The sequence below is a fragment of the Devosia sp. genome, from assembly GCF_024707125.1.
Lineage (GTDB): Bacteria > Pseudomonadota > Alphaproteobacteria > Rhizobiales > Devosiaceae > Devosia.
The window spans coordinates 190,787-210,980 of record NZ_JANQAH010000011.1 but is presented as its reverse complement, the minus strand read 5'-3'; the positions used below and the strand labels follow the sequence as shown (position 1 = coordinate 210,980).

The following is a 20,194-nucleotide window of genomic DNA, read 5'->3' as shown; positions in this document are numbered from 1 at the left end:
CACGCGTTCATTCGAACATTCACGTATGATCAGCGCCTTGCGGCAGAGCCTCGGCAAGCGGCCATGCGCCCGTGTCCATTGTGAGGTTGCAAGCCGCGAGATCGTCGTTCTGGCATTTCGCTTCCACACTCCGGCGCACTTGCCCTTTGCCGCCAATCGCGCTTAATCGCCCGACGGATAAGGTGACGACCAATGGCTGCGCGACAAGAGAACACTGCCACCCGGCTCGACGACGCCGCCCGCGCCGGCTGGCTCTATTATGTCGCCGGCAATACGCAGGAAGAGATCGCCGCCAAGATGGGCATTTCGCGCCAGTCGGCGCAGCGCCTCGTCTCGCTCTCGGTCAGCGAGGGCCTGATAAAGGTCCGCCTCGACCACCCCATCGGCCGCTGCATGGATTTTGGCGCGCGCCTCAAATCTCGCTTTGCGCTCGATCTCGTCGAAGTGGTGCCCTCGGACCCGGCGAGCGACTCCACCACCATTGGCGTCGCCGAAGCCGGTGCCGCCGAAATCGAACGCTGGCTGATGCGGCCCGAGTCGATCACCATGGCGATCGGTACAGGCCGTACGCTGAAAGCGGCCATCGAGCAGATCCAGCCCATGGAATGCCCGCAGCACAAGGTCGTGTCGCTCACCGGCAATATCGCGCCCGACGGCTCCGCCGCCTTCTACAACGTCATCTTCAACGTGGCCGACACCGTAAAAGCCCGCAGCTTTCCCATGCCCCTGCCGGTTATCGCCTCCTCGGCGGCCGAGCGCGAAATGCTGCATCGGCAACCAATGATCAAGGCGACCCTGGCCCTTGCCGCCGAAGCCAATGCCACCTTTGTCGGCATCGGCGACCTCGGCCCCAAGGCGCCGCTGCTGCTGGACAATTTTATCTCCGAAGTCGACCACAAGATGCTGCAGAAGGCCGGTGCGGTGGGCGAGATCTGCGGCTGGTGCTTTGATGCCGAAGGCCGGCTTATCGAGGGCCTGATCAACGATCGCGTTGCCTCGGCGCCCATTCCGCCGCGCGAATCAAGCCTCGTCGTCGGCCTCGCCATGGGTCGCCACAAGGCGCCCGCCATTCGTGCCGCGCTCAACCGGCGGCTGGTCAATGGTGTCATTACCGACGAGCGTACGGCCGAACTGCTGCTCGCATAGCGACTTGAGCAAGTGCTCGACTAAGTAGTCTTTTGCTTAATCTCTGTCGGCCCTGATTTTCCCTGGTTTCCTGTGATGTGAGGTACGTGCTGCATATTGCCAGCGCGCCACCCCTATTGACATATCTGCTCAGCAAGTGAACATTTGCTCACGACAGGAGCAAAAACTCGCTTCGTCTTGGGAGGACTTCAATGAAACTGACACCCCTTTTCGTGGGCGCGATGACGCTTGCCCTCGTCGGCTCGGCTTCGGCGCAGACGCTGACCATCGCCACCGTGAACAATGGCGACATGATCCGCATGCAGGGTCTATCGAGCGCCTTCACCGAAGAGACCGGCATCGAACTAAACTGGGTCGTGCTGGAAGAAAACACGCTGCGCCAGAACGTCACCACCGACATCGCCACCAATGGCGGCCAATACGACATCATGACCATCGGCACTTATGAAGCGCCGATCTGGGCCAAGCAGAACTGGCTAAAACCCCTCGACGCGCTCAGCGCCGATGCCGAATATGACGTCGACGATCTGCTGCCCGCCATCCGCGGCGGCCTCTCGGTCGATGGCAAGCTCTATGCCGCCCCGTTCTATGGCGAGAGCTCCTTCATCATGTATCGCACCGACCTGATGGAAAAGGCCGGCCTCACCATGCCGGAAGCCCCGACCTGGGAATTCATCGGCGAAGCCGCCCGCGCCATGACCGATCGCGCCAATGACATCAATGGCATCTGCCTGCGCGGCAAGGCCGGCTGGGGCGAAAACATGGCCTTCCTGACGGCCATGTCCAACTCCTTCGGCGCCCGATGGTTCGATGAAAACTGGCAGCCGCAGTTCGATAGCGAGCAGTGGAAGAATACGCTCGATACCTATCTCTCGCTCATGGCCGATGCCGGCCCGGCCGGTGCATCTTCGAATGGCTTCAATGAAAACCTGACCCTGTTCCAGCAGGGCAAGTGCGGCATGTGGATCGACGCCACCGTCGCCGCATCCTTCGTGACCAATCCCACCGACTCCACCGTTGCCGACAAGGTCGGTTTTGCCCAGGCGCCCGATACCGGCCTTGGCAAGCGTGGCAACTGGCTCTGGGCCTGGTCCTTGCCATCCCCGCTTCCTCGCAGAATGCCGAGGCGGCCGAACAGTTTATCAACTGGGCAACCAGCAAGGACTACCTCGCGCTCGTTGCCGAAAAGGAAGGCTGGGCCAACGTTCCCCCGGGCACCCGCACCTCGCTCTACGAAAACCCGGACTATCAGGCTGCCGCGCCTTTCGCCGCGATGACCCTGGCGTCGATCAACTCGGCTGATCCGAACAACCCGACGGTCGATCCCGTGCCCTATACCGGCGTGCAGTTCGTGGCCATTCCTGAGTTCGCCGGTATCGCGACCAATGTCGGCCAGCTCTTCTCGGCCGCGCTTGCCGGCCAGATGTCGGCTGCCGACGCCCTGACCCAGGCCCAGGACGCAACCCTGCGCGATATGACCCGCGCCGGATACATCAAGTAGACCTCCCCCGACGACTGCCGCCCGACCGATTGACCCCCTCTATCGGCCGGGCGTTTTTCTCTCCACCCACCGCGTCATTCCCGCGAAAGCGGGAATGTCCGGACCGGGCACTGCTTAAGAAGGGATTCCCGCCTCCGCGGGGATGACGCCGCGATACCGGCAAAAGCTGGGTCGCACCGGGAGGAAGTCACAAAGAATGGCCACCAAACAAACTCGCGCCTTGGCGCGCACCATGATGGCGCCTGCCGTCATCGTGCTCTTCATCTGGATGATCGTGCCGCTGGTCATGACCCTGTGGTTCTCGTTCCAGAACTACAGCCTGATCAATCCGATGATGACGGGCTTCGCCGGCTGGGCCAATTACGTCTATGTCATCGGCGATCCCAGTTTCACTCAGGCTCTCGTCAACACTCTGATCCTGGTGGGTGGCGTTCTCATCATCACCATCGTAGGCGGCACTTTCCTCGCACTCCTGCTCGATCAGCCGATCTGGGGGCAGGGGATATTGCGCATCCTCGTCATTTCGCCCTTCTTCGTCATGCCGCCCGTCGCGGCGCTGATCTGGAAAAACGGCTTCATGCATCCCGGCTACGGCATGCTCGGGCACCTGTGGAAATTCTTCGGCCTGCAGCCGGTCGACTGGTTCAACCAGTATCCGCTGTTTTCGGTCATCGTCATCGTCGCCTGGCAGTGGCTGCCGTTCGCGACACTGATCCTCCTCACCGCCTTGCAATCGCTCTCGGAAGAACAGCGCGAGGCCGCCGAAATGGATGGGGCCAATGCCGCCAACCGCTTCCGCTACATCATCCTGCCGCACATGGCGCGCGCGATCACCATCGTCGTGCTGATCCAGACGATCTTCCTCCTTGGCATCTTTGCCGAAATCCGCGTCACCACCGGCGGCGGCCCTGGCTATGCCTCCACCAATATCGCCTTCCTCGTCTTCCGCACCGGCATCCTGTCCAACGACATCGGCGCCGGGTCCGCGGGTGGCGTCGTGGCTGTCATCATCGCCAATATCGTCGCCATCTTCCTGATGCGCGCGGTAGGCAAGAACCTCGACGCGTAAGGAGAACACCATGGCCCGCCGCGTCTCCGTTCAAACCCGCATCGGCTTCACCGTCCTCGCCTGGGCGGTGGCCCTCCTGCTGTTCTCGCCGATCCTCTGGACCCTGCTCACTGCCTTCAAGACCGAGGCAGAGGCCATTGCCACGCCGCCTACCTTCTTCCCGCAGAACTTCACCCTCGAAAACTTCGAGGCTGTTCAGGATCGCTCCGACTATATCAAGCACGCCTGGAATTCGATCGTGGTCTCGGTCGGCTCAACCCTCCTGGGCCTGATCATCGCCATCCCCGCCGCCTGGTCCATGGCCTTTGCGCCATCGAAACGCACCAAGGACATCCTGATGTGGATGCTCTCCACCAAGATGATGCCGGCCGTCGGCGTGCTGATCCCAATCTACCTGATCTTCCGCGACCTCAGGCTGCTCGACACCGTGCATGGCCTGACCTTGATCATGACCCTGATCAACCTGCCGATCATCGTCTGGATGCTCTACACCTACTTCAAGGAAATCCCGGTCGATATCCTCGAAGCCGCCCGCATGGATGGCGCGGAACTCTGGAATGAGATCGTCCACGTCCTCGTGCCCATGGCCGTGCCCGGCATCGCCTCGACCCTGCTGCTCAATGTCATCCTCGCCTGGAACGAAGCTTTCTGGACGATCACGCTGACCTCGGGCCGCGCCGGCACGCTGACGGCATTCATCTCATCCTTCTCGTCGCCGCAGGGCCTTTTCCTCGCAAAACTCTCCGCCGCCTCGCTCCTTGCTATTGCCCCCATCCTGCTGCTCGGCTGGTTCAGCCAAAAGCAGCTGGTCCGCGGCCTGACCTTTGGTGCGGTGAAATGAGGGGGTCCTGCTTGTTCGCCTCTCCCCTTGGGGGTGCGGTCGGCGCGCAGCTTACCGAATTTGCATTTGCGAATTCGGTTGGGGTGAGGGGGCCTTCCCCGACCTCCGTCAGAGGGTCCCCGCACTCCGCCCTCTTCGCCGTAGGGAAAGGGAGCAAACGGCGATCTTGCCGCGTGCCACCCAAGCCTCTCATCTTTTGATTTCGCTCAGGTAAGGACCAAAAACATGGGTTCCATCACCCTCGAACACGTCAACAAGTCCTTCGGCGAAGTCCAGGTCATTCCGGACATCTCGCTCGACATCAAGGATGGCGAATTCGTCGTCTTCGTCGGCCCCTCGGGCTGCGGCAAGTCCACGCTGTTGCGCCTGATCGCGGGTCTCGAAGACACCACGTCGGGCATCATCAAACTCGACGGCCAGGACGTCACCGACGCGGCGCCCGCCAAGCGTGGCCTCGCCATGGTCTTTCAATCGTACGCGCTCTATCCGCACATGAGCGTCAGGGACAACATCGCCTTCCCGCTGAAGATGGCAAAGCTGCCGCCCGAGGTGATCGCGCAAAAGGTCGACTACGCGGCGCGCACGCTCAACCTTGCGTCCTATCTCGATCGTCGCCCGCGCGCGCTCTCCGGTGGTCAGCGCCAGCGCGTCGCCATCGGCCGCGCTATCGTGCGTGAGCCAAAGGCTTTCCTCTTCGATGAGCCCTTGTCCAACCTCGACGCGGCGCTGCGCGTCAACATGCGCCTCGAAATCACCGAACTGCACCAGCAGCTCAAGACCACGATGATCTACGTCACGCACGACCAGGTGGAAGCCATGACCATGGCCGACCGCATCGTGGTGCTCAATGCCGGCAATGTCGAACAGTTCGGCTCGCCGCTCGACCTCTACAAGAAGCCGGCCAATCGCTTCGTCGCCGGCTTTATCGGCTCGCCGAAGATGAACTTCGTCGATGGGCCCGAAGCCGCCAAGCACAATGCACATTCCATCGGCGTGCGTCCCGAGCACTTCAAGCTCTCGACCACCGAAGGCGCCTGGAAAGGCACCGTCGGAGTTGCCGAACAGCTCGGCTCCGACACTTTCCTCCACGTTCAGACCGACGGCCTCGGCCTCATGACCATCCGCACCGACGGCGACCAGACTTTTAAGCACGGCGACGTTGTCTACCTGACACCCGACGCGACCCGCATCTATAAGTTCGACGCCGCCGGAAAGGCGATCTGAAAGACATAAGTGCCATGACCACCAAGCTCTCCGCCGCCAATCTCGACGCCATCAAATCAGCCGCGGTTCCCCGCTACAGCCGCGCCGATCTCACTCCCGGCATCGTCCATTTCGGCGTGGGCAATTTTCATCGCGCCCATCAGGCCGTCTATCTCGACGCACTGTTCAACCTCGGCGAGGGCCACGACTGGGCCCTCATCGGCGCCGGCGTGCGCGAGACCGACGAGGCAATGCGCCAAAAACTCTCGGCGCAGGATTGGCTCACCACCGTCGTCGAACAGGAAGCCGACAGTAGCTCCGCCCACATCACCGGCGTGATGATCGACTACCTGAAGCCCGGCGACAGTGCCGCCGTCATCGCAAAACTCGCTGACCCAGCCATCCGTATCGTCTCGCTGACCATCACCGAGGGCGGCTACTACATCGACCCGGCGAGCCAGAAGTTCGACCCAAAACACCCCGACATCGCCTATGACGCCGCGCATTTCGACGCGCCGAAGACCGCCTTCGGCCTGATCCTCGCCGGTCTTGACAAACGCCGCGATGCCGGCCTGCAGCCCTTCACCGTGATGAGCTGCGACAATATCCCCGGCAATGGCCACGTCACCGAAAACGCTGTCGCCGGCCTTGCTGCCCTGATCGATCCCGCACTCGCCGCCTGGGTGAAGTCTGCAGTCGCCTTCCCCAATGGCATGGTCGACCGCATTACCCCGGCGACGTCGGACCGTGAGAAAAAGCTGCTCGCCGACAATTTTGGTATCGACGACGCCTGGCCGGTCTTCTGCGAAAACTTCAAGCAATGGGTGCTCGAAGATAATTTCCCTGCCGGCCGCCCGGCGCTCGAAAAGGTTGGGGTTCAGTTCGTCCCAGATGTCGCGCCGTATGAGCACATGAAGATCCGCATCCTCAATGGCGGCCACGCCACCATCGCCTATCCGGCCGGGCTCATGGATATCCATTTCGTCCATGAAGCCATGGAGAACCAACTGGTCGCTGCGTTCCTCAAGAAGGTCGAGACGGAAGAGATCATTCCCGTCGTGCCGCCAGTGCCCGATACCGACCTCAAGGACTATCTCGCGCTCTGCGAAAATCGCTTCGCCAATCCCAAGATTGGCGACACGATCCGGCGTCTCTGCCTCGATGGCTCCAATCGCCAGCCAAAGTTTGTCATTCCCTCGGCTTTGGACAGGGTCAACGCTAACAGTCTGCTAACCGGTCTGGCCCTCGTGAGTGCCCTATGGTGCCGCTATTGCTACGGCACGACGGACAGCGGCGCAGTGATCGAACCGAACGATCCGAACTGGGATCGCCTGACCACACAATCGAAGAAAGCCAAGGAAAATCCCGCCGCCTGGCTCGAAATGGCAGACATTTACGGCGACCTCGCCAAGGCCCCCAGTTTCATCGCCGCCTTCACTAAGTCATTGAATTCTCTGTGGACGCAGGGGACGAAGGCCACGCTCGAAGCGTATCTGGCTGATCGACTTTAGCCAGATGGTTCGGGCGTGGCCCCTAGCTCATCGTCACGCCTTCCGCTAAGGTCCCGCCGGGACCGAGAAGAGAGGGCGGCGTGTCGCAAAACCTCCTGGTGGGAGTGGACGTAGGAACCGGCAGCGCCCGGGCCGGCGTATTCACGCGTGACGGTAAACTATTGGGCCGCCACGAAAATCCGATCCTTATGCGGCGCGCCGACGCCAACTTTGCCGAGCATGACAGCGAAGACATCTGGTCCGCCGTCTGCCTCGCCGTCCGCACCGCCATGGCCGAAGCCAAGGCCGACCCGGCCGATGTCGTCGGCATAGGCTTTGATGCCACCTGTTCCCTCGTCGTCCGCGATGCGCTGGGCGCTCCGGTCACCGTCTCCAAAGACGGAGAAGATCGTTGGGACACAATAGTTTGGCTCGATCATCGCGCCCTTGAAGAAGCCGATGAATGCACCCGTACGGGCCATGAAGTGCTCCACTATGCCGGTGGCGTCATGTCGCCGGAAATGGAAGTGCCTAAGCTCATGTGGCTCAAGCGCAACCTGCCCAGGAGCTGGGCCCGCGCCGGCCAGATGTTTGATCTTGCTGACTTTTTATCCTGGAAGGCCACCGGTTCGCTGGCCCGTTCGCAATCGACCCTGACCTGCAAATGGACTTATCTTGGCCACCGCACCCCCGGCTGGCAGCAAGACTTTTTGCAACTCGTCGGTCTCGACGATCTCATTGAAAAGGCAGCACTTCCTGAGGTTGCAAGCCCCGTTGGCGATGACCTCGGCCCGCTGACCGAAGACGCTGCCAACCAGCTCGGCCTCACCACCCATTGCCATGTCGGCGCTGGCCTCATCGATGCCCATGCCGGCGCTCTCGGCGTCCTCGGCGCCTTCGCCCCCGACGTCGAAACCATCGATCGCCATCTGGCCCTCATCGCCGGAACATCGAGCTGTGTCATGGCTTTATCGGCCGAAGATCGCCCTACGACCGGCGTTTGGGGACCGTATTTCGGTGCCGTCCTGCCGGGCGTGTGGCTCAATGAAGGCGGGCAATCTGCCACCGGGGCGCTGCTCGATCATATCATCCGCTGGCATGGGGCAGGGGGTGAGCCGACGCGGGAGAAGCATCTGGCGATCTGTCGGCGTGTCGTGGAGTTGCGACAGGTCGAAGGCCCGGACCTGGCTAACCGCTTGCATGTGTTGCCAGATTTCCATGGCAACCGCTCGCCGCTGGGTGATCCCTTTGCGCTCGGCGTGATTTCGGGACTAACGCTCGACAGCGATTTTGACTCGCTGTGCCGTCTCTATTGGCGCACGTGCGTGTCGATTGCGCTCGGTGTCCGGCATATTCTGGAGACGCTGAACACGCGCGGCTATGCCATTGATACGCTCCACATTACTGGCGGGCACACGAAAAACCCTTTGCTGATGGAGCTTTACGCTGACGCCACCGGTTGCACGGTGGTGGAGCCTTCGACGCCGGATGCGACCCTCTTGGGGATGGCTATGGTGGCGGCGAATGCGGCGGGGATTTATTCGAGTTTGGATCAGGCCTGTCTAGCGATGCAGCAGGGTGGGACGTCGCGGGCGCCGAACGAGGCGGCGCGGGGGCAGTTTGATCGGGATTATCGGATTTTTCTGGAAATGCTGCGGCAGCGCCAGGCCATCGACGCGATGAACTAGATTCGGCGGCAGGAGTTTCCGGGGACGAATTTCGGAGCAAGAACAAAGTCTTGCGGGGGTTCGTTGTTGGCGTCTGGATCAGTAATGCGGTGTAGCAAGCGGCGGGCGATGATGTTGCCGAGCTGGAGCGTATCCTGCACCACCATGGTGATGCGCGGGGTGATGACGCTGCTCCATTGCACGTTGTCGATCATGGCCAATGAGATGTCATCTGGGCACGAAAAGCCTAGCTCTTGCATGGCTTGGAGTGCCGCTAATGCTACCGCATTGTTAGCACCGAGTATGGCAGTCGGCCGTTCTGGTTGAATGAGGAGGCGCATGGCGGCTTCATAGCCGGCCGAGCGGGTGAACTGGCCATCGACGACGTAGTTGGGGTTCACCTCCACCCCGGCACTGGCCATGGTTTCGACGAAGCCGCGATAGCGTTCGGACGCGGTGTGCATGTGCTGCGGGCCGGCGATGAAGGCGATGCGTCGGTGGCCAAGCTGCAGGAGGTGTTCGGTCAGCATGGCGCCGGCGAGGAAGTTGTCGGAGCCGACGAAGTCGCGCTCAATGCCGGCGACCTTCTGGTCGAAACAGACCATGGGCACTTTGATCGATTCCACGAACTTGACGTAGTCCGGGCCGAAGCTTGAGGGGGCGAGGGCGAGGCCGGCGATCTTGAGGCCGATCAGGTGCTCGATGAGGTCGCGCTCGCGATCGGTCTTGCCCGAGGAGTCGGTGATGAGGACGAAGTGCTCATGCTCGAGCGCGTAGTTTTCGAGCTCGCGGCGAATGTCGCCGAAGAAGGGGTTGCCGACATTGCCGACGACGAAGCCGATCATGCGGCTGCGGCCGCGGGCGAGGCTCTGGGCCAAGGGGTCCGCGACATAGCCGACCGCGGCGGCGGCGCTGCGGATTCTCTCAAGCGTGCGGGGGCTGACCCGTCCGGGGCTACTGAAGGCCAAAGAGACTGTCGAAACAGACACTTCGGCGATCTTGGCTACATCTCTGATCGTTGCCATCGGCTTCTTTTCGAACCGTTTCTATGCCTCGCACACAGAGCTGAGGCACGCTCCTCATTAACATTTCTCTCGCGATATCTAGCATTTGCTGCGTTTCACGCAACGAGATTATTACTTTTGCAGGGCGTTGCCGGCAGGGGTTGACATCAAGGCTGCATGATTCAAGGATGCTGATCGAACCGGTTCGATAAAATCGGTAAGGAGGATGAATTGGATAGCGCTCATACAATCAGCGGCAGTGCAGGCGTGGCGGACGGCAAGGCCTGGTTCCCCCAAGACCGGTTTGGCATGTTCATTCACTTCGGGCTCTATGCGCTCGCTGCTCGCCATGAATGGGTGCAGCACCGCGAAGAGATTTCGCCCGAGAACTATCGGAAATATTTCGAGAATTTCGATCCCGACCTCTACGATCCCAAGGAATGGGCGCGCCGGGCGCGCGAGGCGGGCATGAAGTATGTGGTGCTGACTGCAAAGCACCATGAGGGCTTCTGCCTTTGGGACAGCAAGTTCACCGACTACAAGGCGACCAATACGCCATATGGCAAGGACCTGTTGAAGGCCTATGTCGAAGCGTTCCGGTCTGAAGGGCTCAAGGTTGGCTTCTACTATTCGCTGATCGACTGGCATCATCCGCAGTTCCCGATCGATGGTATCCATCCGCTACGCAACCATGCTGATGCGCTGGAGATGAACAAGACACGCGATGTCCGGCACTATGCCGAATACATGCGCAACCAGGTGACGGAACTGCTCACCCAGTTCGGCGAAATCTCGGTGATCTGGTTCGACTTCTCCTACCCCAACCGCGAATATCGCGGCATGCCGGGCAAGGGGCGCAATGACTGGGAAAGCGAAGAGCTTATCGGCCTCGTACGCAAGCTGCAGCCCAACATCATTGTTGGCGACCGCCTGGACCTGCCGACCGATGGTAATTTCCCCAAGGACCTGGCGACGCCCGAGCAGTATACGCCGCGCGTGGCGCCGACCATCAACGGCCAGCCGGTGCGCTGGGAAGTCTGCCATACGCTGTCCGGCTCGTGGGGTTATCACCGCGACGAGGGTACGTGGAAGGATGAGGGTCAGCTCATCAATATCCTCGTCGATACCGTGGCGCTGGGTGGCAACCTCTTGATGAATGTCGGGCCGACGGCGCGCGGGACGTTCGACGCGCGTGCCAACAAGGCGCTCGCGGCCTATGGCGAATGGATGGACGTCAATTCCCGGTCGATCTATGGCGCTGGCGCCTCCGAGTTCAAGGCGCCGAATGGCACCAAGTTCACGCAGAAGGGCAATCGCCTCTATCTGCACCTGCAGAACTGGCCTTTCCGCCATGTCCATATCGAAGGGCTGGGGCGCAAGGTGAAGTATGCGCAGTTCCTGCATGACGCGAGCGAGATCCACTGGCTCGATCCCGATGCCGAAGTCGACTCCAATATCGGTGTGGCCGTTGGCGATGGCATCCTGACGCTGGAACTGCCGGTGCTAAAGCCTGACGTGGTTTCTCCTGTCGTCGAACTGTTCCTCAAGGATTGAGCGGGGTTCAGACCAGAAGACCGGTTAGTACCATGAACCAGGAAGCCGAGCTCATTGCAGCGATGGCGCCGCTCATTGCGGACCTGGCCGACAACGGCAGGGGCGCAGTCGCCCTTGCCGGATCGCGCGGCAAGGGTCGGGCAGATGCGCAGTCGGACTATGACTTCCGCGTCTATGCCGATGCCTATCGCGGGCCCGATATCGAAAGCACGCCGCAGTGGCGCCGGTTTGAAGAAACCATGCGCCACTGGGAGCAAAAGGGCTTTCGCATGGATGGGGTCTGGATGCGCTCCTATGCGGGGGTGCATCGCGATCTCGCCGCCTGGATCGATGGTGCGCCGGTCGACAAGAGCTTTGAGTGGACGATCTGGGGCTACCATCTGCCGACCGATCTTGCGAACCAGCAGATCGTTTCCGATCCCGACGGCGTACTGGCCGGCTGGAAGGCGCAACTGGTGTGCTACCCCGAGGCGCTGCGGGCGGCTGTGTTGCGCCAGTATCGCGAAATTCTCGCTTATTGGGCGCAGGACTATCACTACGAAAGCAAGGTGGAGCGGCGGGACCTGGTGTTTCTCGTCGGGCTCAGCGGGAAGCTCGCCAATGCGATCCTGCAGGTCGTTTTCGCCTTCAACCGCGTCTACTACCCCGGCGATGGCTGGAACCTGCCGATGGCGGCAGAGCTCAAGCACCTGCCGCCGGACTTCATCCCGCGCATGACACAGATGCTGGAGCTGGGCGGCGATGCCGATGCCTGGCGGCGGCAGCGCGCCGAATTCATCACCATGGTCCATGACCTGGAGGTGTTGCTTGCGGCCTGAAAGGGCTGCCCGACCAGCCGGAGCCCAAGAACTCCGGAACGACCGAATTTGCCGATCAACCTGTAGTTACTGAGGAGAGACTACCGTGAAATTGACCACCGTTCTGGCTGCTGCGTTTCTCGCAAGCAGTGCCTTCATCGCCACCGCGCAAGCCCAGGAGCAGGTGAACCTGACCTGGCAGATGTGGGGCGACGAAAAGGATGCCGCGCTCTGGAAGAGCCTGGCTGACCTCGTGACCGAAGAATATCCCAACATCACCGTGACGGCCCAGATTTCGGGCTGGACCGACTACTGGACCCGCCTGCCGGTGCTGGCTTCGTCCGGCCAGATCGGCGACCTCGTCGCCATGCAGTCCATGCGCATGCCGAGCTTCTATTCCATTCTCGAACCGCTCGATGCGCACTTCGAGAGCGACGGGTTCGACACCTCGGTGTTCGAAAGCTCGATCATTGCCGGCCTCGGCCATGACGGCACGCAATATGCGCTGCCCTATGACGTCGGCCCGTGGATGGTCTACTACAACCGCGACCGGTTTGCGGAAGCTGGCGTTGCCGAACCCGCGCTCGACTGGACCTTTGATGACTTCAAGGCTGCGGCCCAGAAGCTTACCGAAGGCGAGAACTATGGCTATGCCGTGCAGGCCTTTGACTTTGTCGCCGGCCCGGTCGCGCTTGGCGCTGAATATTTCAACGACAGCAACCAGTTTGACGTGACCAATGCCGGCTATGCCGCTGCGGTCGGCAAGTTCGTTGACCTCGTCGCCGTCGACAAGACCTCGCCGGTCTTTGCTTCGGGCGCCGGCTCCATCACCGGTAGTGGCCGTTTCGCAGCGGGTGGCGCGGCCATGTATATCGACGGGCCGTGGGTGCTGCAGCAGACCAAGGACAGCGTCGACTTCAATATCGGCGTGGCTCCGCTGCCGCGCGGGGAAGGTGAATCGCGCTTCATCACCGCCGGCTCGGGCTGGGGTATTTCGGCCACGAGCCAGCACAAGGAAGAGGCCTATAAGGCACTGCAGATCCTGACCGGCCCCAAGGCTGCGGAAATCCTGGCTTCGGCCGGCCGTGCCCTGCCGGGTCGTCTTGCCGAGCAGAAGTTCTGGTATGACGTTGCGGCCAAGGATGTGGCCGGCACTCATGAAGTGCTCGACTACATGTTTGCTCATTCGACCCCGTTCCGCCTCAACGAATACTGGAACGAGTTCGAAAACCTGATCACCCAGTACATGCCGCTCGCCCTCAACGGCGACTCGACGACGGACGCGGTGCTGGGCGACATCCAGAACCAGCTTCCCTTCTAAGCGCCCAAACCCGGCTGGTCGACGGGACCGGCCGGGTCCATTCTTACGCTGGATAGGGAGGAGCCCATGACGGCGATCAATGATGTGACCGAGGTAGCCGGTAGCCAGAAGCGTTCGCGCTGGGGCAGCCGGCTGGATCGGCGGGAAGGGCGGACCGCCTTCTTCTTCCTGCTGCCAGGCCTTATCGGCATGGTGCTGTTTCTGGTGGTGCCGATCATCGCCTCGGTGGTGCTGAGCTTTACCAACTGGAAGCTGCTCGGCACGCCGCAATTCGTGGGCATTTCCAACTATGTCCGACTTTTTACCGCCGACCCGCAATTCTGGCCGGTGCTTCGAAACACGCTGTTCTTCACCGCCGAATATCTGGTGCTGAACATCGTCATCTCATTGGGGCTGGCAGTTTGGATCTCCAGCCTCAAGATGGGACAGCGATGGTTCCGGGTGGTCTTTTTCCTCCCGACCTTCACCCCCGGCATCGCTGTCGCCATCGTCTGGATGCTGATCTTTGCGCCGGGCGGGTTCTTCGACTTCATCATGCGCTCGATCTCGGTTGAGATGCCGAGCATGCTGACCGACCAGACCCTGGCCATGCAGGCGATCATTATCGTCTCGCTCTGGGCGGGCGTGGGGTACAATACGGTGCTGTTCAATGCCGCGCTCGACATGGTGCCGCAGAGCTATCTCGAGGCGGCGCGGATCGATGGCGCCAATGCCTGGCAGCGGTTCTGGAAGATCAGGCTGCCGCTGATTTCGCCGACGCTGTTTTTCGGCACGGTGATGACGGCGATCACCTCGCTGCAGGTTTTCGACCAGATCTATGTGATGACGCGCGGCGGGCCGGGCAATGCCACGGCAACCCTGGGCTATGCGATCTATCAGCGTGGCTTCCAGAATTTCCAGATGGGTTATGCCTCGACCATCGCCTGGGTGATGTTTGCCATGATCATGGCCCTCACCGCCGTGCAGTTCTGGCTCCAGCGCAAGTGGGTGCACTATGACAACTAAGTCCCGTACGCGGCTTTCCCTGGCGCTCGACATTCTCAACCATGGCGGTCTGCTTATCGTCGCGCTGCTGTTTCTGTTCCCGTTCTTCTGGATGGTGACCAATGCGGTGCGCAGCAATGCCGAGGTCATGGCCTATCCGGTGCGCATCCTGCCGCATGTGTTCGAATGGGATAATTTCGCCAAGGCCTGGACGCAGCTGCCGTTCGGGCGGTTCTTCTTCAACAGCATGTTTGTCTCGGTGAGCGTGACCATCATCACCGTGATCGTGTCGTGCCTTTCGGGCTATGCCTTTGCACGGCTCAAATTTCCGGGGCGCGATGCGCTGTTGATGGCGTATCTGGGCACGCTCATGGTGCCGGCGATCATGCTGATCATTCCGCTGTTCCTGATCGTCAACAGCCTCGGGATGGTCAACACCTTCCAGGGTGTCATCCTGCCGGTCGCTTTCGGGACTTTTGGGGCCTTTCTGATGCGGCAGTTTTTCCTCTCCATTCCGATGGAACTGGAAGAGGCGGCGCGGATCGATGGGGCTTCGCGGCTGCGCATCCTCGTCAGCATTATCGTGCCGCTGTCCATGCCTGCCATCGGCCTGCTCTCGCTCTTCACCTTCATCGCGCAGTGGAACAATTTCCTCTGGCCGCTGATCGTGATGACCGGCACCGACAATGCGACGCTGCCGGTGGGTCTGACCTATTTCCAGACGCAACAGGGCACGCAGTGGAATTTCATCATGGCGGGCGCGGCGCTTTCCATGCTGCCGGGCGTGTTCCTCGCCATTCTGCTGCAAAAACTCATCTACAATTCCATCGCCCTCAATGCGGGCATGGGCGGCCGATAAAAGGAGGCCGAGATGGCCAGTGTTACCATTCGCAATGCGGTGAAAGCCTATGGTCCCATGCAGGTGTTGCACGGGGTTTCCGTGGCGGCGCGGGACGGGGAGTTCGTCGTGCTGGTCGGGCCCTCGGGTTGCGGCAAGTCTACGTTGCTGCGCATGATTGCGGGGCTCGAAAGCATCACTGATGGCGAGATCGATATCGGCGGTCGCGTGGTCAACGAGCTGGAGCCGAAGGAACGCGATATCGCCATGGTGTTCCAGAGCTACGCGCTCTATCCGCATATGACGGTGCGGGACAATATGGCGTTTTCGCTGAAGCTTTCTCGCAAGAGCAAGCCGGAGATCGAGAACGAAGTGCGACGCGCCGCGGAGATCCTGGCGCTGGAGCCGTTGCTCGATCGCTATCCGCGGCAGCTCTCGGGCGGCCAGCGGCAGCGCGTGGCTATGGGGCGTGCGATCGTGCGGCATCCGGCGGTGTTTTTGTTTGATGAGCCGCTGTCGAACCTCGATGCCAAGCTGCGTGTGCAGATGCGCGGGGAAATCAAGGCGCTGCATTCCCGGCTCAAGGCGACGATGATCTATGTGACCCATGATCAGATGGAGGCCATGACCATGGCCGACCGGATCGTGGTCATGCGGGCAGGGCGCATCGAGCAGATCGGCTCGCCGCTCGAGATCTATGACAATCCGGCCAATAGCTTTGTCGGCGGATTCATCGGCTCGCCGTCGATGAATTTTGTCGATGGGACAGTGGTCGAGGAGGGCGGGCGGCTCGTGCTGCGCGATGTGAGTGGCACGCTCTGGCCGCTGGGCGAGAAGGCGCGGGCCTATGTCGGGCGTGCGGTGCAGGTCGGGATCAGGCCGGAGCATATTCGCGTGGTCGAGGGCGGCATTGGCGCTTCGGTTCTGAATATCGAACCGACGGGGTCGGAGACGCATTTGCAGGTCGAGGTGAGCGGCCAGCCGATCGTGGTTGTGGTGCATGACCGGCTTGCTGCCGAGGTGGGCGCTTCCATCGGGATCGAAGCAGACCCCGATCGCGTCACGCTTTTCGACCAGCAGACGGGTACGCGCCTCGGCTGATCTGGGCGGAATGCTGTCTTGCTCCAGGACTTTGCTGCGGGACGTGCAAAGTCCGTTTTCTGCCTTGGCTCTGCCTCACAATGCTGCAAGCGGTATGCGACGCCTCCCGTATTGGTGGCCGTGATTCGAATGTGTTGGATTTGAGGAGCTTGTTGAGATGGTCGAGTTGAGCGCTATGGAAATCGGTGACCTGCTCAAAGTCATGCCACACCGCTTTCCCATGCTCATGCTGGACAAGATCGTTTCGATCGACGGCGACGACAGCGCGATCGGCGTCAAATGCGTTTCGATCAACGAGCCCTGGGCGCAGGGGCATTTTCCCGATCAGCCTATTTTCCCCGGTGTCCTTATCGTCGAGGCAATCGCCCAGGTGGCGGGCGCTATTGCCCTGCGCGGCCAGGCGGACGGCGAGCACGTAAATTCAATGCTTCTGCTTGGCGTCGATCAGGCCAGGTTCAGGAGCCCGGCGCATCCGGGCGACGTGCTGCATTTCCATTTGCAGAAGGAACAGAGGCGGCGGCAGATTGGCCGATATCGCGGGATCGCCAAGGTCGGCGACAGGGTCGTCGCGGAGGCGATCATCACGGCAATGTTCGTGGCCAACTAGCGTCTGCCACTGAAAATTATTAGTCTATAGAATTAGTGGATATAAATTCCTCTCGGGCTGCGTACGGCGGGAAACTGTGCTCCCTCGCGCCCTCCCGCGTTTCGGCGACCGGGGCTAGTCTTTCTCCAGGCTTTGCGTCCTTGCATTGGCGCGGGATAGGAGAACTGACGGTGTCGATTGTCGATTTTGCAACTTATGCGCCGGTTCGGCAGGCTGCGGATGCTGTCGATGCATCTGCCTTCAAGCAGGCTATGCGCAACCTTGCAGGTGCGGTGAGCGTGATCACCGTGGGTACGGGGGAAAATCGGACGGGCTTTACCGCCACGTCGGTGTCCTCGTTTTCGGCTGAGCCGCCGACCATTCTTGTGAGCCTTAACAAGTCCTCGTCGTCCTGGCAGGCGCTGCGTGATGCGGGGTCGTTTGCGGTGAATATTCTGACCGATGGGCAATCGGCGATTGCGGACCGGTTTGCTGGTCGTGGTGGGATCAGGGGTAATGATCGCTATGTGGGCTGGGAATGGAACCGGCTCGACAGTGGCAATCTCGGGCTCAAGAGTGCGGTGGCGGTGATCGATTGCGAGCTGGACGAGGCCATCGAGCGGCATTCGCACGCGATTGTCTTGGGACGAGTGCGCTCGGTTGAGCTGTCGACGGACCTGCAGCCGCTGCTTTATTGGCGGGGACAATACCAGCAGCTGTTGCCGACGCTGGATCCGTTCCAGAGCTGAGGTTTTTGGCCCTTTTGCATCGAAAGCCCCGGCGCTGATGGCGTCGGGGCTTTTTGTTGTTTTGAGCCCCCGTAGATCGGCCCGCCCCCGGTTTTCATCCCGGCGCAGGCTGGGACCCATCCTGAGATTTGGAGATGGGCCCGGGCCTGCGCCGGGGTGACAGCTGGTGGGTAGCCGCGTCGTGGAAATCCTCACCAGCTGCGCTGTGTCCCTCACAAAAAAAGACCGGCGCACATGTGTGAGCCGGCCCAGTGGGGAAGGTGGTTGTTGGAAGAAATCAGGTTTTGGGCAGGCCGGGCGGATTGGTCTGCGAGGTTTCGACGGCTTCGGCGGCGATGTTCCAGCGTTCGAGGCTCTGGGCGTAGAGACCGTTCTCGATGAGGCCGTTGATGGCGATGGTGATGGCGTCGGCAATGCCTGCGCCCTTGCGGGTGGTGGCGGCGATTTCGGCCTTCACCGGCCAGCCGCCGCTCTGCACGCCGACGAGGCGGGTGTCGCCCGTAACGGCGGAGGAATAGGAGAGGGTCGGGTTGGGGTTGAACTCGACGTCAGCGCGGCCGGACTGGATGGCGAGGGTGCTGGCGGCGGAGTCGTCGTAGTACTGGACTTCGATGGGGGCGAGTCCGGCTTCCTTGTTCAGGCGATCCCATTCGAGGATGATCTTTTCCTGATTGGTGCCGGCGCCGGTGATGACCTTCAGACCCGCAATGTCCTTGGGTTCGGTGATCGACTGGATGGGGCTGTCATTGCGGACATAGAAGCCCAGCACGTCCTGGCGGTAGCTCGAGAAATCGAACTTTTCCTTACGCTCTTCGGTGACGGTGACGTTGGAAAACACCGCATCAAACTTGCCCGAGCTGACGCCCAGCGGCCAATCGGCCCAGGCGGTGGCCACGAGATTGAGTTCGAGACCGAGCGAGTCGGCGACCAGCGAAGCAAGATCGGGGTCGAAGCCGACGAGGGCCTGATTATCGGTGGCGTAGGTGGCGATCGGCGGATCCCAGGGGAGACTGCGACGGTGAATTTTCCATCGGCGGCGAACTTGTAGTCAGCCGGGATGGCGGCGATGGCGGCCTCATTGCGTTCGGCCTTGAGGCGGCCGGGCTGTTCGGGGCTGAGGTCGAATTCGGCGGCGTGGCTGGCGGTAGCAAGCGCCAGAAGGGCAACGCCGGTGAGGAGGGATTTGAGTTTCATGTCGTCTTCCTTGTCCTGAGGGATGCGCTAGGGAGGTGTCTCCAGCGTCGCGCGGGCGCTGGAGCGAAGCTCATTCGGCAGCCAGAGGCGGCGCGGTCTTGGCCTGCCAGCCGAGAGCCGGGGCGATGCGGGTGATGGTGTCGGTGAGGATTTGTTCGTATTCCGCGCGTTTGAACTCGTAGGGAAGTTCAAGGCGCAGTTCGGAGACGAGGGGCAGCACTGGGTCATCGAGCAGCCATTCGACGATCTGTTCGGCGGGGCCGACGAGGTCGCGCGGGAAAAGGGTGCGGCGCTCGCCCTGTGGCTTAAAAGTGCGTTCGAGGCGCGAGGCGGCATAGGCCTCGTAGCGGGCGATGCGCGAAGGCGGCGCGGAGTCCGTGGGGACGATGACGCGGCCGAGGGCGACGCGGGCGGGGCGACCATTCAGGGCTTCGCGCCAAGTGTTGATCAGATTGGCCTGCGCGGTGTGGAAATCGTCGGTGCCTTCGCCTGAGATCACATTGCCCGTGAGGAGATTGAAGCCGTTTTCGCCGGCCCAGCGGGCGGAGCGCTGTGAGCCGCCGCCATACCAGAGGCGGTTGACCAGACCCTCGGCATGGGGCTGGAGTCGCGGGCGCTGCGGGCCGAAGGGCGTCTGGACGAAGGTTTCATCGTCGCCGAGATAGGCGCCGCTGAGATTGTCGCGAAACCGCTTGATGCGTTCGTGGCTGAGGTCGTGCTGCTTCCAGTCGCCGTCGTGGATCAGATGAGCGATGAGATGGCTATGGGGCGGGACGCCAGCGCTGAGGCCGACATTGAGGCGTCCGCGCGAGAGCACGTCGACCATGGAGAGGTCTTCGGCGAGGCGGAAGGGGCTTTCGTAGCCGATCTGGATGACGGCGGAGCCAAGCTGGATGCGACTTGTGCGCTGGCTGGCGGCAGCAAGAAAGACGGCGGCGGAACCGATGCCGGGTTCGAGATGGCGCTGGCGGACCCAGGCGCCGTCAAAGCCGAGCTTTTCGCCGAAGGCGATGAGGTCTAGCGTTTCGTCTATGCCGGCAAAGGGTGCCGCATTGTCGAAATTGCCGGGGGTGAGAAAGCCGATCTCTTTGATGTGCTGCGTCATGGTCGTCATTCCAGAAAAGAGTGGCGCGGGCGGGACAGGGGAGG

The 20,194-nt window shown here is 61.4% G+C and carries 16 protein-coding genes and 2 pseudogenes; 15 read left to right on the top strand and 3 right to left on the bottom strand.

Translation table 11 applies throughout. The features are described from left to right. The first annotated feature begins 192 nt into the window (after positions 1–192). The 7 genes and pseudogenes from NVV77_RS16135 to NVV77_RS16105 all read left to right on the top strand — a co-directional run bounded on the left by NVV77_RS16135 (position 193) and on the right by NVV77_RS16105 (position 8,938). The gene (locus NVV77_RS16135) at positions 193–1,146 is read left to right on the top strand and encodes a sugar-binding transcriptional regulator (RefSeq protein ID WP_295414993.1); all 954 of its coding nucleotides are present in this window, start codon (positions 193–195) and stop codon (positions 1,144–1,146) included. Positions 1,147–1,337: 191 nt separating this feature from the next. Further along, positions 1,338–2,647, top strand: a pseudogene (locus tag NVV77_RS16130) (sugar ABC transporter substrate-binding protein). Between the two features lie 196 nt (positions 2,648–2,843). After that, complete coding sequence (locus NVV77_RS16125; protein WP_295414992.1) at positions 2,844–3,716, top strand: carbohydrate ABC transporter permease; 873 nt, start codon at positions 2,844–2,846, stop codon at positions 3,714–3,716. Positions 3,717–3,726: 10 nt separating this feature from the next. Beyond that, positions 3,727–4,557, top strand: coding sequence for a carbohydrate ABC transporter permease (locus NVV77_RS16120; RefSeq protein WP_295414991.1), 831 nt, complete (start codon positions 3,727–3,729; stop codon positions 4,555–4,557). Positions 4,558–4,782: 225 nt separating this feature from the next. Continuing rightward, complete coding sequence (locus NVV77_RS16115) at positions 4,783–5,781, top strand: ABC transporter ATP-binding protein (RefSeq protein WP_295414990.1); 999 nt, start codon at positions 4,783–4,785, stop codon at positions 5,779–5,781. A gap of 14 nt (positions 5,782–5,795) precedes the next feature. After that, a complete protein-coding gene (locus NVV77_RS16110; protein ID WP_295414989.1) occupies positions 5,796–7,271 on the top strand; it encodes a mannitol dehydrogenase family protein in 1,476 nt (491 codons plus the stop codon). Positions 7,272–7,351: 80 nt separating this feature from the next. Further along, complete coding sequence (locus NVV77_RS16105) at positions 7,352–8,938, top strand: FGGY-family carbohydrate kinase (protein WP_295414988.1); 1,587 nt, start codon at positions 7,352–7,354, stop codon at positions 8,936–8,938. Here the strand turns inward: NVV77_RS16105 and NVV77_RS16100 are convergent. Continuing rightward, positions 8,935–9,942: a LacI family DNA-binding transcriptional regulator gene (locus NVV77_RS16100; RefSeq protein ID WP_295414987.1), complete on the bottom strand. Its 1,008-nt coding sequence runs from the start codon at positions 9,940–9,942 to the stop codon at positions 8,935–8,937. The two genes, NVV77_RS16105 and NVV77_RS16100, sit on opposite strands and share 4 nt — an antisense overlap. Before the next feature lie 210 nt (positions 9,943–10,152). Here NVV77_RS16100 and NVV77_RS16095 point away from each other — a divergent pair, with 210 nt between their 5' ends. The 8 genes from NVV77_RS16095 to NVV77_RS16060 all read left to right on the top strand — a co-directional run bounded on the left by NVV77_RS16095 (position 10,153) and on the right by NVV77_RS16060 (position 17,851). Then, a complete protein-coding gene (locus NVV77_RS16095) occupies positions 10,153–11,475 on the top strand; it encodes an alpha-L-fucosidase (protein WP_295414986.1) in 1,323 nt (440 codons plus the stop codon). 32 nt (positions 11,476–11,507) lie between these two features. Beyond that, a complete protein-coding gene (locus NVV77_RS16090; RefSeq protein ID WP_295414985.1) occupies positions 11,508–12,293 on the top strand; it encodes a DUF4037 domain-containing protein in 786 nt (261 codons plus the stop codon). A gap of 85 nt (positions 12,294–12,378) precedes the next feature. Continuing rightward, positions 12,379–13,593 carry a sugar ABC transporter substrate-binding protein gene (locus NVV77_RS16085; protein WP_295414984.1) on the top strand — a complete coding sequence of 405 codons (1,215 nt, stop codon included), beginning with the start codon at positions 12,379–12,381 and terminating at the stop codon, positions 13,591–13,593. 66 nt (positions 13,594–13,659) lie between these two features. Continuing rightward, on the top strand, positions 13,660–14,598 hold the full coding sequence (locus NVV77_RS16080; RefSeq protein WP_295414983.1) for a carbohydrate ABC transporter permease: 939 nt from the start codon (positions 13,660–13,662) through the stop codon (positions 14,596–14,598). After that, the gene (locus tag NVV77_RS16075; protein WP_295414982.1) at positions 14,588–15,436 is read left to right on the top strand and encodes a carbohydrate ABC transporter permease; all 849 of its coding nucleotides are present in this window, start codon (positions 14,588–14,590) and stop codon (positions 15,434–15,436) included. Before NVV77_RS16080 ends, NVV77_RS16075 begins: the two co-directional genes overlap by 11 nt. A gap of 12 nt (positions 15,437–15,448) precedes the next feature. After that, complete coding sequence (locus NVV77_RS16070; protein ID WP_295414981.1) at positions 15,449–16,516, top strand: ABC transporter ATP-binding protein; 1,068 nt, start codon at positions 15,449–15,451, stop codon at positions 16,514–16,516. Between the two features lie 157 nt (positions 16,517–16,673). Further along, positions 16,674–17,123: a 3-hydroxyacyl-ACP dehydratase FabZ gene (gene fabZ / locus NVV77_RS16065; RefSeq protein ID WP_295414980.1), complete on the top strand. Its 450-nt coding sequence runs from the start codon at positions 16,674–16,676 to the stop codon at positions 17,121–17,123. A gap of 170 nt (positions 17,124–17,293) precedes the next feature. Further along, positions 17,294–17,851, top strand: a complete 558-nt coding sequence (locus tag NVV77_RS16060; protein WP_295414979.1) for a flavin reductase family protein — start codon at positions 17,294–17,296, stop codon at positions 17,849–17,851. 277 nt (positions 17,852–18,128) lie between these two features. Here NVV77_RS16060 and NVV77_RS16055 read toward each other — a convergent pair. Both NVV77_RS16055 and NVV77_RS16050 read right to left on the bottom strand, forming a co-directional pair. Beyond that, positions 18,129–19,045, bottom strand: a pseudogene (locus tag NVV77_RS16055) (ABC transporter substrate-binding protein). A gap of 70 nt (positions 19,046–19,115) precedes the next feature. After that, on the bottom strand, positions 19,116–20,159 hold the full coding sequence (locus tag NVV77_RS16050; protein WP_295414978.1) for an LLM class flavin-dependent oxidoreductase: 1,044 nt from the start codon (positions 20,157–20,159) through the stop codon (positions 19,116–19,118). Positions 20,160–20,194 lie beyond the last annotated feature (35 nt).

What these genes read in the sequence shown, in the direction of transcription:
- NVV77_RS16135 (WP_295414993.1), top strand. Translation starts at nt 193, where the DNA reads ATGGCTGCGCGACAAGAGAACACTGCCACCCGGCTCGACGACGCCGCC.
- NVV77_RS16125 (WP_295414992.1), top strand. Translation starts at nt 2,844, where the DNA reads ATGGCCACCAAACAAACTCGCGCCTTGGCGCGCACCATGATGGCGCCT.
- NVV77_RS16120 (WP_295414991.1), top strand. Translation starts at nt 3,727, where the DNA reads ATGGCCCGCCGCGTCTCCGTTCAAACCCGCATCGGCTTCACCGTCCTC.
- NVV77_RS16115 (WP_295414990.1), top strand. Translation starts at nt 4,783, where the DNA reads ATGGGTTCCATCACCCTCGAACACGTCAACAAGTCCTTCGGCGAAGTC.
- NVV77_RS16110 (WP_295414989.1), top strand. Translation starts at nt 5,796, where the DNA reads ATGACCACCAAGCTCTCCGCCGCCAATCTCGACGCCATCAAATCAGCC.
- NVV77_RS16100 (WP_295414987.1), bottom strand. Translation starts at nt 9,942, where the DNA reads ATGGCAACGATCAGAGATGTAGCCAAGATCGCCGAAGTGTCTGTTTCG.
- NVV77_RS16090 (WP_295414985.1), top strand. Translation starts at nt 11,508, where the DNA reads ATGAACCAGGAAGCCGAGCTCATTGCAGCGATGGCGCCGCTCATTGCG.
- NVV77_RS16080 (WP_295414983.1), top strand. Translation starts at nt 13,660, where the DNA reads ATGACGGCGATCAATGATGTGACCGAGGTAGCCGGTAGCCAGAAGCGT.
- NVV77_RS16075 (WP_295414982.1), top strand. Translation starts at nt 14,588, where the DNA reads ATGACAACTAAGTCCCGTACGCGGCTTTCCCTGGCGCTCGACATTCTC.
- NVV77_RS16070 (WP_295414981.1), top strand. Translation starts at nt 15,449, where the DNA reads ATGGCCAGTGTTACCATTCGCAATGCGGTGAAAGCCTATGGTCCCATG.
- fabZ (WP_295414980.1), top strand. Translation starts at nt 16,674, where the DNA reads ATGGTCGAGTTGAGCGCTATGGAAATCGGTGACCTGCTCAAAGTCATG.
- NVV77_RS16050 (WP_295414978.1), bottom strand. Translation starts at nt 20,159, where the DNA reads ATGACGACCATGACGCAGCACATCAAAGAGATCGGCTTTCTCACCCCC.